Annotated in this window: 17 protein-coding genes; 12 read left to right on the top strand and 5 right to left on the bottom strand. The window is 66.8% G+C overall.

The genetic code is table 11. The features are described from left to right. Positions 1-59: 59 nt before the first annotated feature. The gene (locus ACFRAU_RS06880) at positions 60-1091 is read right to left on the bottom strand and encodes a nitronate monooxygenase (protein WP_377994416.1); all 1032 of its coding nucleotides are present in this window, start codon (positions 1089-1091) and stop codon (positions 60-62) included. A gap of 90 nt (positions 1092-1181) precedes the next feature. Here ACFRAU_RS06880 and ACFRAU_RS06885 point away from each other — a divergent pair, with 90 nt between their 5' ends. Further along, on the top strand, positions 1182-2114 hold the full coding sequence (locus tag ACFRAU_RS06885; RefSeq protein ID WP_377994446.1) for an N-acetylglucosamine kinase: 933 nt from the start codon (positions 1182-1184) through the stop codon (positions 2112-2114). A gap of 99 nt (positions 2115-2213) precedes the next feature. Here ACFRAU_RS06885 and ACFRAU_RS06890 read toward each other — a convergent pair whose 3' ends face one another. Beyond that, complete coding sequence (locus ACFRAU_RS06890; RefSeq protein ID WP_377999283.1) at positions 2214-3242, bottom strand: pirin family protein; 1029 nt, start codon at positions 3240-3242, stop codon at positions 2214-2216. 56 nt (positions 3243-3298) lie between these two features. On the opposite strand from ACFRAU_RS06890, the gene ACFRAU_RS06895 reads away from it, so the two are divergent. The 8 genes from ACFRAU_RS06895 (at position 3299) to ACFRAU_RS06930 (ending at position 11268) form a co-directional block, all read left to right on the top strand. After that, a complete protein-coding gene (locus ACFRAU_RS06895) occupies positions 3299-3751 on the top strand; it encodes an NUDIX hydrolase (protein ID WP_377994418.1) in 453 nt (150 codons plus the stop codon). A gap of 414 nt (positions 3752-4165) precedes the next feature. Continuing rightward, positions 4166-5227 (top strand): ribosome small subunit-dependent GTPase A, encoded by a 1062-nt coding sequence (gene rsgA, locus ACFRAU_RS06900; protein WP_377999284.1) that lies wholly within the window; start codon positions 4166-4168, stop codon positions 5225-5227. 268 nt (positions 5228-5495) lie between these two features. Further along, on the top strand, positions 5496-6584 hold the full coding sequence (locus tag ACFRAU_RS06905; protein ID WP_377994419.1) for an ABC transporter ATP-binding protein: 1089 nt from the start codon (positions 5496-5498) through the stop codon (positions 6582-6584). Continuing rightward, entirely contained in the window at positions 6584-7297 is a 714-nt protein-coding gene (locus ACFRAU_RS06910) for an ABC transporter permease (RefSeq protein WP_377994420.1), read from the top strand. Before ACFRAU_RS06905 ends, ACFRAU_RS06910 begins: the two co-directional genes overlap by 1 nt. Next, entirely contained in the window at positions 7294-8037 is a 744-nt protein-coding gene (locus ACFRAU_RS06915) for an ABC transporter permease (protein ID WP_377999285.1), read from the top strand. The genes ACFRAU_RS06910 and ACFRAU_RS06915 overlap by 4 nt, the downstream gene beginning before the upstream one ends. Further along, positions 8034-8993 (top strand): ABC transporter substrate-binding protein, encoded by a 960-nt coding sequence (locus ACFRAU_RS06920; protein ID WP_377994422.1) that lies wholly within the window; start codon positions 8034-8036, stop codon positions 8991-8993. The genes ACFRAU_RS06915 and ACFRAU_RS06920 overlap by 4 nt, the downstream gene beginning before the upstream one ends. Before the next feature lie 164 nt (positions 8994-9157). Further along, positions 9158-10378 carry a pyridoxal phosphate-dependent aminotransferase gene (locus ACFRAU_RS06925; protein ID WP_111905289.1) on the top strand — a complete coding sequence of 407 codons (1221 nt, stop codon included), beginning with the start codon at positions 9158-9160 and terminating at the stop codon, positions 10376-10378. A 35-nt stretch (positions 10379-10413) separates the two neighbouring features. Further along, positions 10414-11268: a PPK2 family polyphosphate kinase gene (locus ACFRAU_RS06930; RefSeq protein WP_377994423.1), complete on the top strand. Its 855-nt coding sequence runs from the start codon at positions 10414-10416 to the stop codon at positions 11266-11268. A gap of 34 nt (positions 11269-11302) precedes the next feature. Here the strand turns inward: ACFRAU_RS06930 and ACFRAU_RS06935 are convergent, their stop codons facing one another. Both ACFRAU_RS06935 and xseA read right to left on the bottom strand, forming a co-directional pair. Beyond that, positions 11303-11578 (bottom strand): exodeoxyribonuclease VII small subunit, encoded by a 276-nt coding sequence (locus ACFRAU_RS06935; protein ID WP_377994424.1) that lies wholly within the window; start codon positions 11576-11578, stop codon positions 11303-11305. 68 nt (positions 11579-11646) lie between these two features. Continuing rightward, positions 11647-12930 (bottom strand): exodeoxyribonuclease VII large subunit, encoded by a 1284-nt coding sequence (gene xseA, locus ACFRAU_RS06940; RefSeq protein WP_377994425.1) that lies wholly within the window; start codon positions 12928-12930, stop codon positions 11647-11649. A gap of 225 nt (positions 12931-13155) precedes the next feature. Between xseA and ACFRAU_RS06945 the strand changes: the two genes are divergently transcribed. Both ACFRAU_RS06945 and ACFRAU_RS06950 read left to right on the top strand, forming a co-directional pair. Next, the gene (locus tag ACFRAU_RS06945; protein WP_377994426.1) at positions 13156-14004 is read left to right on the top strand and encodes a hypothetical protein; all 849 of its coding nucleotides are present in this window, start codon (positions 13156-13158) and stop codon (positions 14002-14004) included. 40 nt (positions 14005-14044) lie between these two features. Beyond that, a complete protein-coding gene (locus ACFRAU_RS06950; RefSeq protein ID WP_377994427.1) occupies positions 14045-15121 on the top strand; it encodes a 4-hydroxy-3-methylbut-2-enyl diphosphate reductase in 1077 nt (358 codons plus the stop codon). Positions 15122-15394: 273 nt separating this feature from the next. Here the strand turns inward: ACFRAU_RS06950 and ACFRAU_RS06955 are convergent, their stop codons facing one another. Beyond that, positions 15395-16630 (bottom strand): DNA recombination protein RmuC, encoded by a 1236-nt coding sequence (locus tag ACFRAU_RS06955; RefSeq protein WP_377994428.1) that lies wholly within the window; start codon positions 16628-16630, stop codon positions 15395-15397. Between the two features lie 143 nt (positions 16631-16773). On the opposite strand from ACFRAU_RS06955, the gene ychF reads away from it, so the two are divergent. Then, positions 16774-17859, top strand: coding sequence for a redox-regulated ATPase YchF (gene ychF / locus ACFRAU_RS06960; RefSeq protein ID WP_377994429.1), 1086 nt, complete (start codon positions 16774-16776; stop codon positions 17857-17859). Positions 17860-18037: the final 178 nt, after the last annotated feature.

Consider the following 18037-nt stretch of genomic DNA (forward strand, 5'->3'; position numbering starts at 1 on the left):
GGAGCCGTGCCCCCTGGAGCCGCGCCTCCTGCCGTCGGGCTCCTTAACCGCCCTGGAGCTTAACCGTCCAGCAGTGCGCCGATCGCCTCGGCCACGGGTCCCGTCCTGGCCGAGCGCCAGCCCTTCCCCGCCCAAAGGTTCAGCCGCTCCCGGTCACCGGCGGCGGCAGCCGCCGCGCGGATGGGGGCGGTCAGATGGTGGATGGCGGGGTAGCCCTCCGGTGCGTCCCCGTGGTCGCGGACAAAGTCATTGACGAGTGCCCGTGCGTAGCGGCCCGTGAACGCCCGGGTGGGTGTTGTTTCCGTGAAGCGGTCATCGCCAAGGGCGTCCTTGTGCAGCGGCCGCGCGCCGCTTTCCTCCGTCCGCAGCAGCGCCGTTCCCACTTGGGCGGCGGCCGCCCCGGCGGCAATCACCGACCTGACAGCGGCGGCGTCGGATACCGCGCCGGCTGCGATCAGCGGCAGGCCGACGGCGGCCCTTACCTCCCGGATCAAGTCAGCGGTCGACGGCGGCATCCCGACACGTGCCGCCGCGGGCAGGAAAGCACCGGAATGGGCGCCCGCGCTGCTGTGCTGGACGACGAGGGCATCGAAGCCGCGGTCCGCTGCCAACTCGGCCTCGGCGCGGCTGGTGACCGTGGCCAGGACGGTGGACCCGGCCTTCCGGAGCGCCTGGACAATGGGGGAACCGGGCAGCCCGAACGCGAAACTGACCAGTTCAACGGGCTCTTGCAGGAGGAGGTCGATCTTCGCCTGCCAGGCATCGTCGTCGTCAAGCACCAGGGGTGGCACGGTCACGCCATAGCGCCCGGCGTCCCGGTCGAGGCTGCTCCGGTAGTCTTCCAGCCTGGCCACAGCGTCGGGGGCGGGGTTCAGCTGTGCATGGTCGGGCACAAAAACGTTGAGTCCGAACCGGACGCCGGCGTCCCGGCAGGCACGGATTTCGGCGCTGACCGCGTCCGCACTCTTGTAGCCCGCGGCCAGGAAGCCCAGCCCTCCGGCGCGGTGCACGGCCGTCACGAAGCCCGGCGTCGACGTCCCGCCCGCCATGGGCGCGGCAATGATGCGGGTATCGATCTCGGCGAGGGACATGGCCTGCTCCTTGGGGCTAATCAGTACTCTGTTCAGGTGACTAACTCTGACAACCTATCCGGTGCGGCCCCTGATGCGTCCACTCCGGTCGTGTCCCATGCTGTCCCGTCCGGTTCTGCCCGGTCGGGCACTGCCCAGCCCGACGACGTCGTGATCGGCCTCGACATCGGCGGCACCAAGACGAGGGGCGTCCGCTTCGAACACGGGGAACCGGTGGCTGACGAGAGCGTGGGAAGCGCCAACGTCCAGAATGTCAGCCGGGCGGAAGCCGCTGCGCATCTCGAGGAGCTTTTCGCAAAAATCGGCCGTGGCCCGGTGGCACAGGTCTATGCCGGTGCGGGCGGAATCGACACCGATGAGGACGCCGCCGCCCTGGCAGCACTCATCGCGCCGCACGCCCCGGGGGCCCGGATCACGGTGGTCCACGACTCCCGGCTCCTGCTCGCGGCCGGCGGCGCCAACACCGGCGTCGCAGTCATTGCGGGCACCGGCTCGGCGGCCTGGGGCACGAACGGGAACGGCGACGAGGCGAGGGCCGGCGGCTGGGGCTACCTCCTGGGCGATGAAGGCAGCGGCTACTGGCTGGGCCGGGAGGCAGTGCGCCACAGCCTGCGGCGCATGAACCAGGGGCAGGAACCGGACGCGCTGACCCGGGCGCTGCTGGACTCCTGCAGCACAGATGACCCGAACAAGCTGATCGCGCTCTTTCACTCCCCGGACACGGGACGCCGCTTCTGGGCGCAGCAGGCCCGGCTGGTGGTGGAGGCGGCAGACGCCGGCCACAGCGTCAGCCGCGACCTGATCGACCAGGCGGGCAAGGACCTGGCGGACATGGCGGCCCAGGTCCTCCGGCAGCTGGGGCTGGACGGACCGGTCATCCTGGGCAGCGGCCTGGGCATGAACGTTGTCCGGCTCCAGGACTCGTTCCGGAAGCACCTGGCGGCAGCCGGAGTCAGCGATGTGCGGATTCTGGAGCAGGACCCTGTCTTCGGTGTTCCGCTGCTGGTCCGTGGCCAGGGCTGACACTGGTGTAACCGGGCGCGAACGGACACTTGAGCCCCGCGTTGAGGGCCCCAGGTGTCCGTTCGCGCTTGGAGAGAGCCAGCCCGGGGCGGCCGTGACTCAGGACCGGGTCCGTGGCCTGAGCTTCACCCCGGGCAAGGGCGGTGCGGGGATCCTGCCTGCCTCGCGGCCCGCGTCAGGACCGTGGCCGTGGACCAGCCCGAACCGCGAGGCTTCGGCAGCCGCGTCGGACAGTTCGGCCTGGGCCTCCCAGTCCGCCCGTGCCTGGGCCACCTCCTCATGCGTCCTGCCCACGAAGTTCCACCACATCAGCAGCTCCTCCTGGAGCGGCTCGCCGCCGATCAGCACGAACCGGGTCTCCGGCAGGGCGTCCACGGCCAGGACCTCGCGCCCGGCCCCCAGGTAGCCCAGCGGCCCCGGCCCGACGTCCTGCCCGTCCACCGTCAGGCCGCCGTCGAGCACCAGGACGGCGTGTTCGAACGCCGGGTCAAGCGGAAAAGCGGCGGCGCCGCCGCAGCTGACGTCCGCTCCGACGATGGGCGTGTACATCGTGGCCGGCGAGGAAGCGCCGGCGAAGGTCCCCACCATCACCGTGGCCGTATAGCCCGGGCCACGGACCGTCGGAAGGTTGCGGTGCTGCTCGAAGGCCGGAGGCCTGTCCCGTTCCCCGTCCGGCAACGCGACCCACAGCTGCAGCCCCCGCTGCAGCGGAAGCCCTGCACCGGCGTCGTCCGTTGCCGGCAGCATGGCAAACTCGGAGTGCGAGACGCCGTGCCCGGCTGTCATGATGTTCAGCTCGCCCGGGCGGACAATGACGTCGCTGCCCACGCTGTCCCGGTGCCTGATCTGCCCGGCGAGGGGCCACGTCACGGTCTGCAGGCCGGTATGTGGGTGCGGCAGCACGGACATCGCCGTCCGGTCGGGGCCGAAGCTGTCCAGGAAGCACCAGGCGCCCACAGTGGGCAGGCTGCGCTGGGGCAGGGTGCGGAGCACCGACATCGCGCGGACTCCGCCGAGCGGCACTTCACGGGCCGGCCACAGCTGCAGGCATGGCCCGGTTCCCGTCCCTGTGTCCGGGCCGGCGGGCGGGCAGGTTTCCTCCTGCGGGAGAAGCTCCAGATTCGTCACAGTCCCACTCTAGGACGGCCGCCTGCACGCGGATAGCGCGGGGCTACGCTGGAGCCATGACCGTTCTCTTCGACACCCGCCCCGCCGCCTACGCGGTGATCATCCGCGACCGCGCCATCCTCCTCGCGTACTGGAAGCAGGACGGCAAGGAAGGCTGGACGCTGCCCGGCGGCGGGCTGGACCTTGCCGAGCATCCCGTGGACGGCTGCATCCGGGAGGTCTTCGAGGAGACGGGCTACCACGCCGAAATCGGCGCGATGCTGGGGATCGACGTCGGGCACTGGCCGGCGGGTTCGCGGCTGGACGGGGCGGACCGCGACTTTCAGGCCCTCCGCCTGGTGTATGAGGCGAGGGTGACGGGCGGGGAGCTCACCCACGAAGAGAATGGCACCACCACGCACGCCGCGTGGATACAGCTGCACGACGTCGGTTCGCTCAACAGGGTGTCCCTGGTCGATGCCGCGCTGCGGTTGTTCCGGGAACGGCCGGTCAACGGCAAGCTGGACTGAATTCCTGTTTCCCTAGCCAGGCGGCGCCCGGCTGGCTATTCTGGGGGAGGCCGCGGACATTCTGTCCGGCGGCGGCCAGGCTGACATGAACACAATCCGGCTGAACACAATCCGGCTGAACACAATCCGGCTGAACACAATCCGGTTGAACACAGTGCGGTTGAACACAGTGCGGGGGAGGTGGACCTGATGATTGCAGAATTCGTGTGCGCTCCGCGCCCAGTCGAAAACACCTTCATTACTCCTGCCCCTGCTGCTGCCCGCTCGTAGCCAGTCCAGCACACTCGGTGCACAGCGCACTGTCTGGACGGCCGGCGGCACTTCGGGGCCAACCCGAGGTTCACAGTGAAAAATCCTTCCGGCCTTCGTGCCAACCAGCTTCAAAACCAAATCCCTCCCATACAACCTGACCCCATGACTGGCCCGGTCCCGTACGGCTTCACGGCGGCAGCGGCGCAGCACTTCGCGGCCCATCCGGCCGCCGGCGGCGAGGCAGCCGCCCGCGTCGTCCGGGTGGACCGCAACCGGATTGTGGCCGCCACGGCCGACGGACTGATGCATCTGCCCTACCCGGCCGGTGCCGTGCCGGCCACCGGCGACTGGATCTGGCTCGGCCGCAACCGGGCGGCGGAACCGGCCGTCGTCGGGGTGCTTCCCCGCACGTCCGAGCTGAGCCGCAAACGTGCCTTCGATCCGTCCACGGAGGCACAGGTCCTCGCCGCGAACATCGACATGGTGGGCGTGGTTGTTCCGGTGGACCGTCCGCTGAGCCACAACAGGCTCGAACGGACGCTTGTTGCCGTCTGGGATTCCGGTGCCACACCCCTGGTGATCATCACGAAGGCGGACCTGGCGGACATCGCCGATGACGTCGTCGGGAAGGTCATCCTGCAGGCAGCCGGAGTGGACGTGGTGACCACCTCTGCCGAGCAGGGGGACGGCATCGACGAATTGCTCTCCCGGGTGCAGCCGGGGCGGACAATCGCCCTGCTTGGACCCTCCGGCGCAGGAAAGTCCACGCTCATCAACGCGCTCGCGGGCCACCACGTCCAGTCAACAGGCGACGTCAGGGCCACCGACGGCAGGGGGCGGCACACCACCACGGCGCGGGAGCTGGTGCCGCTGCCCAACGGCGCCGTTCTGATGGACACCCCGGGTGTCCGCGGCTTCGGGCTGTTCGACGCCGACGACGGGATGGAGGAGATGTTCGGCGACCTGCACATGCTCTTCGAACAGTGCCGCTTCTCGGACTGCGCCCATGACAGGGAACCAGGGTGCGCGGTCCGTGAGGCGCTCGACGACGGGTCCCTCGAGGAGCGGCGCTGGGCAAGTTACGTCAAGCTGCAGCGGGAGCTCGCCGCCCTGGAGCGCCGCCACGACGCTGCGGCGAGAAGGGCGTACCAGCGGGAATGGCACCAGAAAGTGGTGGTGGCCGGCCGGAGCCAGCGGGCCGCCGAGCGATACCGCCATTCCTGAGGCTGGAGTTTTTGTCCAGATAATGGCCGCTCCGGGGTCTTTTGGACCCATTATCTGGACAAAAACTCCGCCACCCATCCGGGCGGGGGACGGCACCGAATCATTGGTGTTTGTCTCCGAATGATTAAGGTATCCGCGCCTGCGGCGGTTTTGCCTGAGGCAGTGGTTACGCTGTGTCAAGACGCGCTTTACAGCCAAAAAACAGCATGCATATGATCAATTCGCTTTACCGTCCGATGTTGCCGCCCAACAGTTAGGTAAGCCGGGTATGGCCGAAGCCATGATTGAGTTCCAGAGCGTCACCAAGCAGTACCAGAGCGGGCAACCGGCGGTGGACCAGTTGAGCATGTCCATTGACCGCGGCTCCATCACGGTGTTCGTGGGACCATCAGGCTGCGGCAAGACCACCTCCCTGCGCATGATCAACCGGATGGTGGAGCCCACGTCCGGGACCATCACCGTGGGAGGACGGGACGTCACCTCCGTGCCGGCGGCAGAACTCCGGCGCTCCATGGGCTATGTGATGCAGTCGTCGGGCCTGATGCCGCACCGCTCCGTGGTGGACAACATCGCCACGGTGCCCCGGCTGAACGGCGTGGCGAAAGCTGACGCCCGCAGGCGCGCGGAAGAACTGCTCGACGTCGTGGGGCTGGCCCCGTCGCTGGGCAAGCGGTACCCGTCGCAGCTCTCCGGCGGCCAGCAGCAGCGCGTCGGCGTTGCCCGGGCGCTCGCCGCCGACCCGCCGGTCCTGCTGATGGATGAGCCCTTTAGCGCCGTGGATCCCGTGGTCCGCGACGAACTTCAGCAGGAGCTCCTGCGCCTGCAGCGTGACCTGGCCAAGACCATCGTCTTCGTCACCCACGACATCGACGAGGCCACCGTGCTGGGGGACAAGGTGGCGGTCTTCGCCGTCGGCGGCAAGCTGGCGCAGTACGCCACCCCCGAGGAGATCCTCCGGGCGCCGGCGAACGAGTTCGTGGCTTCCTTTGTGGGCCGGGACCGCGGGTTTCGGCACCTCGCCTTCACCACGGCCGACGGCGTCGCGGTTCATCCCGTGGACACGGTCACCCGGGGCGGGGACGCCAAAGCGCATGAGAACAGCTGGCGCCTCGTGGTGGATGACCAGCAGCGCCCGCTGGGTTGGGAAGGCCCCGGCCTTGACTCCCAGCTCATCCCCGGCGGCTCACTGTTCCGGCCGGGCGACACCCTCCGGCGCGCCCTCGATGCCGCCCTGTCGTCACCCTCGGGTCTCGGCGTCGCGGTCGACGGCGACGGCAAGGTTGCCGGCGTCGTCAAGGGCGCGGAGGTGCTTTCCGTCATCGAGTCCGCGCGCCGGACCCGGCAGGGCGCACTCTGATGCAGTGGTTCCTGGCGAACAGCCCCATGGTCTTCGAAAGGGCGGGCCAGCACCTGGCCCTGGCCCTGGTTCCGATGGTCCTGGGCCTGCTGATCTCCATCCCGCTGGCACAGTTGTCGCGGCGGCACAGCGCACTTCGGCAGCTCGTGGCCACCGTGAGTTCCCTGCTTTACACCATCCCCTCGCTGGCGCTGTTCATCATTCTCCCGCCGCTGCTGGGAACCCGGATCCTTGACCCGCTGAACGTCGTCATCGCCCTGACCATCTACGCCGTGGCGCTGCTGGTCCGGGCGGCCATGGACGCCTTCGATTCCGTGGACGACGACCTCCGGCAGGCGGCCGTGGCCATGGGCTACAAGCCCGCCGCCCGGTTCCTGCAGATCGACCTGCCGCTGTCCCTGCCAGTGATGTTCGCGGGTCTCCGCGTGGTGTCGGTGAGCAACATTTCGCTGGTGAGCGTGGCCGCCCTGCTGGGCGTCGGAAACCTGGGGATGCTGTTCACGGACGGGCTGCAGCGGAACTTCGTCACCGAGGTGGTGGTGGGGATTGTCGCCATCCTGCTGCTGGCCGTGGTGATGGACGCGCTGCTGGTCCTCCTTGAACGGGTCCTCACACCCTGGACCAGGGCAGGTTCCGTCAAGTCTGGCGCGAACGCCAAGTCCGGCGCCGAATTCACCGCCGACGCCAGGGTGCACGCGGGGGCGGGCTCATGAACATCTTCACGCAAACATTCGCCTGGCTCGCGGATCCAGCCCACTGGTCCGGCCCGGGCGGGATACCCGTCCGCCTGCTCGAGCACCTGCAGTACAGCTTCCTGGTCCTGATCATCGCCGCCGCCATCGCCGTCCCGGTGGGGCTCTACATCGGCCACACGGGCAGGGGCCGGGTGGTGGCCGTGGCCGTGGCCGGCGCCCTCCGCGCGCTGCCCACGCTGGGGCTCCTGGTGCTGTTCGCCCTCGTCGCCGGAAGCGGCCTCATGCCGCCGGTGTGGGCGCTGGTCATCCTCACGGTCCCGCCGCTGCTGGCCGGCACGTATGCCGGCATTTCCAGTGTGGACTCCAATGTGGTGGATGCCGCCCGCGCCATGGGCATGAAAGAGCTGCAGGTCCTGTTCGGCGTGGAGGTTCCGAATGGTCTCCTGGTGATGTTCGGCGGCATCCGCACGGCCGTGCTGCAGGTGATCGCCACAGTGTCGGTGGTGGCCTACCTTCCGCTCGGCGGCCTGGGGCGCTACCTGTTCGATGGACTGGTGCTCCAGGACTTCCCGCGGATGCTGGCAGGTTCGCTGCTCATCGCGGCGCTGGCGATCGTCGTCGACCTCGTCCTGGCGGCCGTGCAGCGGCTGGTCGTTTCACCGGGGCTGTCAGCACGTTCCAAGGGCGGCCGCACGGCCGCCACCGATCTCTCGGCTGCCGCGCCCGCGGCGGCCGCTGTTCAAGGAGGCACCGCATGAAGTACCCCGTCCGCACGACTCTCACCCGCCGTGGCCTGGGCGGCCTCGCCGCCGGTGTCGGCGTCGCCCTTGCCCTGTCCGCCTGCAGCGGCGGCAATCCGCTGTCTTCCCCCTCCACGAGTGCAGCCGGCGGCGCCACCTCCGGCGGTTCACTCGTGGTCGGCTCGGCGGATTTCCCGGAAAGCCAGATCATCGCCGAGATCTATGCCGGTGCTTTGAACGCGGCCGGCGTCACCGCCACCACCAAGCCAAACATCGGCTCCCGGGAGATCTATTTCAAGGCCGTCCAGGACGGGTCGGTGGACGTCGTGCCGGACTACTCCGGCAACCTTCTGTCATTCGTCGACACCGAGGCAGCACAGGTGACCGCGGACGACGTGTACAAGGCGCTTCCGGGCAAGCTGCCGCAGGGACTCGCCGTGCTTGAGCCGTCCAAGGCCGAGGACAAGGACGCCATGGTGGTCACCAAAGCCACGGCGGAAAAGTACCAGCTGAAGACCATCGAGGACCTGGCCAAGGTCTGCAAGGACCTGACCATGGCCGCGCCCGCCACCTTCGAGACCCGGTCCTACGGGTTCCCGGGGCTCAAGAAGAACTACAACTGTGAACTCAAGGCGCTCAAGCCCTTCAGCGACGGCGGCGGCAACCTCACGCTGCAGGCGCTCCTGAGCGACGAGGTCCAGGTTGCCGACATTTTCACCACCACGCCGTCCATCGCGGACAATGACCTCGTTGTGCTGGAGGACCCGAAGAACAACTTCAAGGCCCAGCAGGTACTCCCGCTCTACAACGGCGCCAAGGTGACGGACAAGGCCAAGGAAGCGCTCAACAACGTCTCCAAGACCCTCACCACGGACGACCTGATCAACCTCAACCGTGCGGTGAGCGGAAGCCAGAAGCAGAACGCCAAGGACGCCGCTGCCGCGTGGCTCAAGGACAAGGGCATCGTCAAGTAGCCCGAACCCAACTGACTCGCAGTTGTTGTCGTTTTGAACCCCCAAAACGACAACAACTGCGAGCTACTTGGGCGGCGCCGCCCCGCCGGCCCGTTACGTCCCGGGTCGCCGCGTGTGGGGCACCTCTCCCCGGAAGTACATCCCGCTTGTGGCATATTTGATGAATGGCAGAATTCAAGCAGTCCACCAAGCTTCATAATGTCCTTTACGACATCCGTGGACCGATTCTTCAGGCCGCCCAGCAGATGGAGGCAGAGGGTCACCGGATCCTCAAACTGAACATCGGCAACCCCGCACCTTTCGGTTTTGAAGCGCCGGACGCGATCTTGGTGGACATGATCCGCCACCTGCCCCACGCCCAGGGATACAGCGATTCCCGCGGCATCTTCTCTGCCCGCACGGCCGTCTCGCAGTACTACCAGACCCGCGGCATCCAGAGCATTCATGTGGACGACATCTACCTGGGCAACGGCGTCAGCGAGCTCATCACCATGTCGCTGATGGCCCTGCTCGAAGAGGGCGACGAGATCCTGATCCCCACCCCGGACTATCCGCTGTGGACCGCCTCGGTGGCACTGGCCGGTGGCCGTCCGGTCCACTACCTCTGTGATGAGGAGTCCGGCTGGCAGCCCGATCTGGAGGACCTTGAGGCCAAGATCACCCCCCGCACCAAGGGCATCGTGGTCATCAACCCGAACAACCCCACCGGCGCCGTCTATCCGGAAAGCACGCTGCGCAAGATCGTGGCGCTGGCCGAAAAGCACGGGCTGGTGATTTTCGCCGACGAGATCTACGAGAAGATCCTCTACGAGGACGCCGTGCACGTGAACATGGCAGGCCTCACTGGCGACGACGTGCTGTGCCTGACCTTCAGCGGGCTCTCCAAGGCCTACCGCGTCTGTGGCTACCGGGCCGGGTGGATGGCCATCTCCGGCCCCAAGAAGGAAGCCGCGGACTACCTTGAAGGCATCAATCTGCTGGCCAACATGCGGCTCTGCGCCAACGTCCCGGCCCAGCACGCCATCCAAACTGCCCTGGGCGGATACCAGAGCATCAACGACCTCATCCTGCCCGGCGGCCGCCTGCTGGAACAGCGCAACAAGGCCTACGACATGCTCAACGCCATCCCGGGCGTCAGCACCCAGCAGGCGCGGGGAGCGCTTTACCTGTTCCCCAAGCTGGACCCTGAGGTCTACAGCATCCGGGACGACGAAAAGTTTGTCCTGGACCTGCTGAAGGAACAGAAGATCCTGGTTTCCCACGGCCGGGCGTTCAACTGGGTCCGGCCCGACCACTTCCGGATGGTGACGCTGCCCAACGTCAAGGACATCGAGGAAGCAATTGGCCGGATGGGAGACTTCCTCAGCAGGTATCAGGGGAACTAGCCTTTACCCACAGTCAACCGTGGAAAGAGGACCCGATGGCAGGCCTTGTGGAATTCACGAAGTTACCGTCCGAATCTTTGAAAGTCGGCAAGGGCTTCAAGCTGGCGGATGTTGATCCGGACGCGACCCTGGGCTATCCAGGGAACAAGGCCGACGGCGAGGTGCTCCTTGAGGAGCTGGACGCGAAGCTCGCGCAGCTCCAGGAGCAGCTGTTCGCCGAGTCCAGGTTTGGCGGTACCAAGCGTGTCCTGTTGATCCTGCAGGGCATGGACACTGCCGGCAAGGGCGGAATCACGAAGCACGTTCTGGGCGCCATGGATCCGCAGGGCGTCCAGTTCAAATCCTTCAAGGCCCCTACGCCCGAGGAAAAGGCCTACGACTTTCTCTGGCGGATCGAAAGGGAGGTCCCGGCCGCCGGGATGCTGGGGGTCTTTGACCGGTCCCATTACGAGGATGTCCTGATCCACCGGGTTCACCGCTGGGCGGACCCGAAGGAGCTTGAGCGCCGCTACCGGGCGATCAACGAGTTCGAAGCAAGGCAGGCGGCGGTGGGCACCAAGATCGTCAAGGTCATGCTGCACATCAGCAATGACGAGCAGAGAGCACGGCTCGTGGCCCGGCTGGACAATCCGGCCAAGCACTGGAAGTACAACACCGAGGACCTGAAACAGCGCGCCTTCTGGGACGATTACATGGCCGCCTACCAGGCAGCCTTCGATGCCACCACCACGGACTACGCGCCCTGGTACGTCGTGCCCGCCAGCAAGAAATGGTATGCGCGCATCGCGGTGCAGCAGCTATTGCTGGAGGGGCTCGGCGAGCTTGATCTGGAATGGCCCAAGGCCGAGTTCGATGTTGAAGCCGAGCGACGCCTCGTCGAGCGGTCCTGAACCGGACCTGGTCTCCGGCTAGATTCGCTGCCGCTCAGCTGTCCTTGCGGGCAGCAGCGAGCCGCTTTCTGGCGCCCTCCAGCCAATCCTCACAACGCCGGGCCAAAGCCTCGCCCCGTTCCCAGAGGGCCAAGGAATCCTCAAGGCTGGTACCGCCGGCCTCGAGCTTGGAGACCACGGCCACCAGCTGTTCCCGTGCTTCCTCGTAGCTGAGGGCATCGATGTCCGTAGGCAGTGCGGGGCCCGGCTGGGTTGCGCTGTCCGGCTCTGCGTTGCCTGACTGGTCTGTGCTGATGCTCGGGTCTGTCATGTTTCCTGGCCTGTCGTGTCGGTGGTGATGTCGTTGGGTGCTGGCGCCGGCGTGATTTAGGAGCCGGGTTACGGTGCGCCGGTGGATTCGGCGCCAAACCGCCCACCGGCCACCCGGACCGAGAGTGAGGTTCCCGCGGGGGCCTCGGACGGCTGGCGGACGACTGCGCCGCCGGACCCGGAAAGCTGCACCACGGCGTAACCGCGGTCCAGGGTCTGCTGCGGTGACAGGGCCCGGACCTGCGCCTGGAGGTGAACCAGCTGGTCGGAAGCCCTCGTGACGGCGGCGCTGATTGCCGCGGTGGACCGGCTGGCCAGCCGGTGCACATCTTCCGCGCGCGCCGTGATCATGCTCTCCGGTGCCGCGAGGACTGGACGGGACCGGACTGCCGCCAGCCGGTCCGTTTCCCGGGCCACCAGCATTGTCACGGAGCGGCGCAGCTGGGCTTCGGCCTGCCGGACCCGTGCGAGTTCTTCCGAGACCTCCGGAACGATGCGCTTGGCCGCATCCGTGGGCGTGGAGGCCCGGAGATCGGCGACGTCGTCCAGGATGGGCCGGTCCGCCTCGTGCCCGATCGCGCTGACCACCGGAGTCACCGCAGCCGCCACGGCGCGGATGAGTTCCTCGCTGCTGAACGGCAGCAGGTCCTCCAGTGCGCCGCCGCCACGGGCGATGACGATGACGTCAACCTCGGGACGGGCATCGAGTTCGCGCAGCGCCTTGACCATCTGCGACACGGCGGTGTTGCCCTGCACGGCGACCTCACGGATCTCGAATTCGACTGCCGGCCAGCGCAGGGCCGCGTTGCGCAGCACGTCCTTCTTGGCATCGGAATCGCGCCCGGTGATAAGCCCGATCCGGTGGGGGAGCAGCGGCAGGCGCTTTTTCCGCGACTCGGCAAACAGGCCTTCCCCGGCGAGGGCATGGCGCAGCCGTTCTATCCGTGCGAGGAGGTCGCCCAGTCCGACTGGGCGGATGTCCTTCACTGACATGTTGAGGCGCCCGGTCTTCAGCCAGAACTCAGCCTTGAGCAGGGCCACCACCCGGCTTCCGCGTTCAAGCGGCGTCTCCTGCCGGTCGAGCAATTTGGACCAGATGGAAGCCGGCAGGGAGATCTCGGCGTCGACATCCCGGAGGGTGAGGAACGCGCTGCCCCCACGCCTGTTCAGTTCGATGACCTGACCTTCAACCCATGCGGCCGGTGCGCGCTCGATGTGGGTCTTAAGCTTCTGGGAGAGCAAGTGCAGCGGCCAGGGGTTGTCCGGGCTGGTCTCGGCGGCCGTGGCCGGCACCGTGGTGGGCTCGCCCGCAGGCGCCGTGCCGGGTGCCGGGACGGTGGCGTTTTCAGCCATGTGCAGCCCCGGTGGCGGCGAATGCCAGTTGCATGGTCGCGGTCCTTTGCCTGTGGATGGTGCGTGCCGGTGGGTCAATCAACTCTATCCATAGCTCTATCACCGGGCTCCGACATTGCTAGTACCCGGCAACGTGATAAACGGCATTTTTCGAACGCCCTGCTTTTTCGATCGCGGGATGGCGCGCCTAGGATGGCAGTGTCCTCCCGACCAGCTAGGAATCCCTTGCGCTCATTTCTTGCGGCCTTGGCCGTCATCCTTGGTCTTCTCCTCTCCGCAGCCGCCGTTCCGGCCATCTGGGTGGAGCGCAACATCGTGCAGGAGGACGGCTTCGTTGCCCTGGCGGCACCACTCGGTAAGGATCCGGACTTCCAGAAGCGCCTCGCGACGGCCGCCGTCAACAGCATTGATACCGGCGGCGCCATCCCGGCGCAGGTGGCCGCGCTGGTCCGGCCGGTGCTGGAAAAGGCGGCAGCCTCCCTCACCGGCCTGCCTGAGTATCCGGCTGCCTGGGAAGAGACGCTGCGGAAGAGCCACCGCCTTAACTTCGCCGATCCGGCATCCCTGCCGCCCGAAGCGGATTCCAGCACCTCGCTGACCCTGGATGTGGCCCCCCTCGTCGCCCTCGCCGCCAAACAGATTTCCGCCCAGGTGGGTGTTCCGCTTGAAGCCCCGGGCCAGACGTTGGTCAACATTGGCCAGGCCAACCAGCGCCAGCTCGTTGAACGGGTTTCCGCTTACGCGCCGCTGGGATACAGCCTGGCCGTCGGTGCCGGGGTGGCATTCCTCCTGGCGCTCGTGACCGCCCGCCGGCGGTGGAAAGTCCTGGCCGGCACCGGAGTGGGCGCGCTGGCGCTTTCCGGGCTGTGGACGCTGGCGTCCCGTTGGGCCGCCGACGCCGTCATGGGCACCGCGAGCGGAAATGAAATGGCAGACCTGTTCAAGCAGGAGTTCGTGGCGGCTTCCGCTGCCGGGTTCGCATCCTGGACGCTGGCTGCGGCGATCGCCGGTGCAGCACTGATCGCGGCCGGCGTGCTGCTGAGGGTGGTCGGCGGTCCTGCCCGCAGGCGATGAGCCGCCCGGAGGGTTGCCGCCCAGCCGGTAGCATGGAGCAATGACTTCCTCCGCAGTTTCGCTTTCGATGCCAACCGTCCCGCGCCGGCGGCGCTCGCCGGAGGAAGTGCTCGCGGCGGCACCAGTCCCGGGCCCCAAGAAGGTTCTGCTGGCAGCCCCGCGCGGATACTGTGCAGGCGTGGACCGTGCCGTCATCGCCGTCGAAAAGGCCCTGCAGCACTACGGACCGCCCGTCTATGTCCGGAAACAGATCGTCCACAACGTCCACGTCGTCAGCTCCCTTGAGGAGCAGGGCGCCATCTTCGTGGACGAGACGGACGAAGTGCCCGAGGGTGCCCTGGTCATTTTCTCGGCCCACGGCGTGTCGCCGGCCGTGGTCCAGTCCGCGGAGGACCGCGGGCTGCGCACGATCGACGCAACCTGCCCCCTCGTGACCAAAGTCCACAAGGAGGCCGTCCGGTTCGCCAAGGACGATTTCGACATCCTCCTGATCGGCCACGACGGCCACGAAGAGGTTGAAGGAACGTCCGGCGAGGCCCCCGACCACATCCAGATCATCAACGGCCCCCACGAAGTGGACAAGGTGACCGTCCGGGACCCCGAAAAGGTCATCTGGCTTTCCCAGACCACCCTCAGCGTGGACGAGACCATGGAAACTGTCCGGCTGCTCAAGGAACGGTTCCCCACGCTGCAGGATCCGCCCAGCGACGACATTTGCTACGCCACGACCAACCGGCAGGTGGCCATCAAGAAGATCGCGCCCCAGGCGGATCTGGTGATAGTGGTGGGTTCGGCGAACTCCTCCAACTCCGTCCGCCTCGTGGAGGTGGCACTCGAGTACGGTGCCAAGGCGTCGTACCGTGTTGACTTCGCCAACGAGGTGGACGAGTCCTGGTTCGAGGGAGTTGCCACTGTGGGCGTCACCTCGGGCGCGTCCGTTCCGGAGGTCCTGGTCAAGGACGTGCTCCGCCTCCTGTCCGACTACGGTTACGACGCCGTCGAGGAGATTGTGACCGCAGAGGAAGACCTCCTCTTCTCCCTGCCCAAGGAACTCCGTGCCACGCTCAAGGAAGCCGGGGACGTGTCCCGCGCCCTCGGCGGACGCCGGTCGCGCTAGCAGCGCCAACCTGATCCCAACGCTTCCTCACGTCCTGCAGGTTTTTGGGCGACCCTTCCTCACGTCCTGCAGGCTTTTGGGCGACCCTTCCTCACCCGGCGTCGGCAGGTCTGGCCCGGCCCGGCTTCAGGTGCGGAAGCGTCGGGCCGGAAGCGACGGGATCTGCGGGAGCGTCGGGCCGGAAGCGACAGGATCTGAGGAAGCGTTTGAGTGGCCCGGAAAAGAACGACGCCGGAACTCACCTGGAGTTCCGGCGTCGTGCGTTTTGGTGCTTTAAGCGGCGTCCTCTTCCTCCACAGCCGCCCGCAGCTCGCCAGTTTGCAGTTCCGGGGCTGCGAGGGACCGGGGTGTGACCTGGACGGCCGGGGGCGTGACCAGCCCGCTGGTGTCCAGGGCATTGAGTTTCCGCGCGGTTGGGAGCACGCGTGCCTCCAGCGTCCCGACCATCGCGTTGTAGCGGTCCACCGAGCTTTTCAGGGAGGACCCCAGCTTGCCCACGTTGTCCCCGAGCGTGCCCATCCGCTCGTACAGCTGCCGGGCGAGTTCGAAGAGTTCCCGCGCACTGTCCGTGAGAACGTCCTGGCGCCACGTGAACGCCACGGACTTGAGCACCGCGAGCAGCGTGCCGGGGGAGGCCAGCACAACGTTCCTGGACAGTGCGTGGTCCAGGAGCGCAGGGTCGGCGGAGAGCGCGGCGGCGAGGATGGATTCGGCCGGGACAAAGCAGATCACCAGTTCCGGCGAGTTCCCGGAAATGTCCCAGTACTTCTTGGTGCTGAGGGCGTCCACATGGGTCTTCAGTGCTTTGGCGTGCGCCGCCAGGAGGTTTTGCCGCGCTGCCTGGCTGAGCCCGGGCTTGTCACTGGCAGACTGTCCCAGCTCCTGCGCCTCCAGGTAGGCGGACAGCGGGACCTTGGCGTCGACAACGAGCTGCTTGTCGCCCGGCAGCTGGACCACAAGGTCCGGGCGGACGGCGGCCTCGGCGCCAGATGTGCCGTGGTGCTGCTCATGGAAGTCGACGTGCCGCATCATGCCGGCCGCCTCCACAACACGGCGCAGCTGCACTTCGCCCCACTGGCCGCGGGCGCTGTTTGAGCGGAGCGCCGACTCAAGCGCATGCGTGGACCGCATCAGCTGCTCGTCCGTGAGGCGGGCTTCCTGCAGCTGCTGGGCCAGCTGCCCGTACTGTTCAAGCCGGTCCCGTTCCAGCAGGGATACCTGCTGCTGGACCGCCGTCAGTTTCTCAGCCACCGGCGCCAGTGCCCGCAGGACACTGGCGTCCTGATCGCGCGTCATTCCCAGGTCCCGGTTCTGGGCGGACAGGAGCTTCCGCTCGGCATCCGCGGCAGCATACTGGGCGCTCACCTCTGAAAGCCGCGCCGAAACGCCGTCGAAATCCGCCTCCAGGGCGGTGCTCCGGCGGCGCAACACCACGTACACCGCGCCGGCGCCGGACACGGCGCCCAGCAACAGCATTAAAAGGGCCAGAATGACTGCAAAAGGTTCCATGCCTTCACTGTGGCACGGGGCTGTGACATTTATTGGAAAGGCAACACCCGCCGGCTGAGTGGCCGGCGGCGTGGGCGCCGGCAGTGGGCGCCGGCAGGGGATGGCCGCACGGCATGGGGGCCGAACGGGTAGAATCAATGTCCGTGGCTCTTACTATTGGCATCGTCGGACTGCCCAACGTCGGCAAATCAACACTTTTCAACGCACTGACCCGCAACCAGGTCCTGGCCGCGAACTATCCGTTCGCCACCATCGAACCCAATGTCGGCGTCGTGAACCTGCCGGATCCCCGGCTGGCGAAGCTGGCGGCCATTTTCGGATCCCAGCGGCTGCTTCCCGCCCCCGTGTCCTTCGTGGACATTGCCGGGATCGTGAAGGGCGCGTCGGAAGGCGAAGGCCTGGGCAACAAGTTCCTTGCCAACATCCGCGAGGCCGAGGCCATCGCGCAGGTTGTCCGTGTGTTCGATGACCCCGACGTTATTCACGTCGACGGCAAGGTGGACCCCCGCTCCGACATGGAGACCATCAACACCGAGCTGATCCTGGCCGACCTTCAGACCATTGAAAATGCCATTCCCCGGATCGAAAAAGAAGTAAAGATCAAGAAGCGTGAGGCCGCCGAGCTGGCGGCCATCAAGGCGGCCCAGGCCGTCCTGGAGCGTGGCGACACCATCTTCTCCTCGATCAAGAGCGACAAACTGGAGATGGGGCACCTCAAGGAACTCGGCCTCCTGACCGCCAAGCCGTTCATCTATGTCTTCAACGCCGACGAAGCGATCCTGGGCAGCCCGGAGAAACAGGAGGAGCTGCGTGCCCTCGTCGCTCCCGCGGATGCCGTCTTCCTTGACGCCAAGCTCGAGTCCGACCTCGTCGAGCTGGATGAGGAAGAAGCGCGCGAGATGCTGGAGATGAACGGGCAGGACGAATCCGGGCTGGACCAGCTGGCCCGCGTCGGCTTCCACACCCTCGGGCTGCAGACCTACCTGACGGCAGGACCCAAGGAAACACGAGCCTGGACCATCCACCAGGGCGACACCGCGCCTCAGGCCGCCGGCGTCATCCACTCGGACTTCCAGCGCGGCTTCATCAAGGCTGAGGTTGTCTCCTTCAATGACCTCATCGACGCCGGTTCCATGGCGGAGGCCAAATCGCGCGGCAAGGTCCGCATCGAAGGCAAGGAATACGTGATGGCCGACGGCGATGTGGTGGAGTTCCGCTTCAACGTGTGAGTTTCCGCTGAGCTACTCAGTGATTGAGTATTAACGGCAAAAAGCCCCGATCCCTTGGATCGGGGCTTTTTCTGTGATTGGTGCTTCTACCCTCCGGGCAACACGGCGTCAAGGAAAAGCACAGTTGATCTTTCGCCCGGCAACAGCTTGGTTGCATCTCGATAACAACCTTTACTGA

This window comes from Arthrobacter sp. NPDC056691, from assembly GCF_042791415.1.
Lineage (GTDB): Bacteria > Actinomycetota > Actinomycetes > Actinomycetales > Micrococcaceae > Arthrobacter.

Bases quoted from the DNA above. Each gene is read 5' to 3' on its own strand.
- ACFRAU_RS06935 (WP_377994424.1), bottom strand. From the start codon at position 11,578: ATGACAGACCCGAGCATCAGCACAGACCAGTCAGGCAACGCAGAGCCG.
- ACFRAU_RS06925 (WP_111905289.1), top strand. From the start codon at position 9,158: ATGGCAGAATTCAAGCAGTCCACCAAGCTTCATAATGTCCTTTACGAC.
- xseA (WP_377994425.1), bottom strand. From the start codon at position 12,930: ATGGCTGAAAACGCCACCGTCCCGGCACCCGGCACGGCGCCTGCGGGC.
- ACFRAU_RS06880 (WP_377994416.1), bottom strand. From the start codon at position 1,091: ATGTCCCTCGCCGAGATCGATACCCGCATCATTGCCGCGCCCATGGCG.
- ACFRAU_RS06895 (WP_377994418.1), top strand. From the start codon at position 3,299: ATGACCGTTCTCTTCGACACCCGCCCCGCCGCCTACGCGGTGATCATC.
- ACFRAU_RS06920 (WP_377994422.1), top strand. From the start codon at position 8,034: ATGAAGTACCCCGTCCGCACGACTCTCACCCGCCGTGGCCTGGGCGGC.
- ACFRAU_RS06950 (WP_377994427.1), top strand. From the start codon at position 14,045: ATGACTTCCTCCGCAGTTTCGCTTTCGATGCCAACCGTCCCGCGCCGG.
- ACFRAU_RS06955 (WP_377994428.1), bottom strand. From the start codon at position 16,630: ATGGAACCTTTTGCAGTCATTCTGGCCCTTTTAATGCTGTTGCTGGGC.
- ACFRAU_RS06910 (WP_377994420.1), top strand. From the start codon at position 6,584: ATGCAGTGGTTCCTGGCGAACAGCCCCATGGTCTTCGAAAGGGCGGGC.
- ACFRAU_RS06930 (WP_377994423.1), top strand. From the start codon at position 10,414: ATGGCAGGCCTTGTGGAATTCACGAAGTTACCGTCCGAATCTTTGAAA.
- ACFRAU_RS06915 (WP_377999285.1), top strand. From the start codon at position 7,294: ATGAACATCTTCACGCAAACATTCGCCTGGCTCGCGGATCCAGCCCAC.
- rsgA (WP_377999284.1), top strand. From the start codon at position 4,166: ATGACTGGCCCGGTCCCGTACGGCTTCACGGCGGCAGCGGCGCAGCAC.
- ACFRAU_RS06905 (WP_377994419.1), top strand. From the start codon at position 5,496: ATGGCCGAAGCCATGATTGAGTTCCAGAGCGTCACCAAGCAGTACCAG.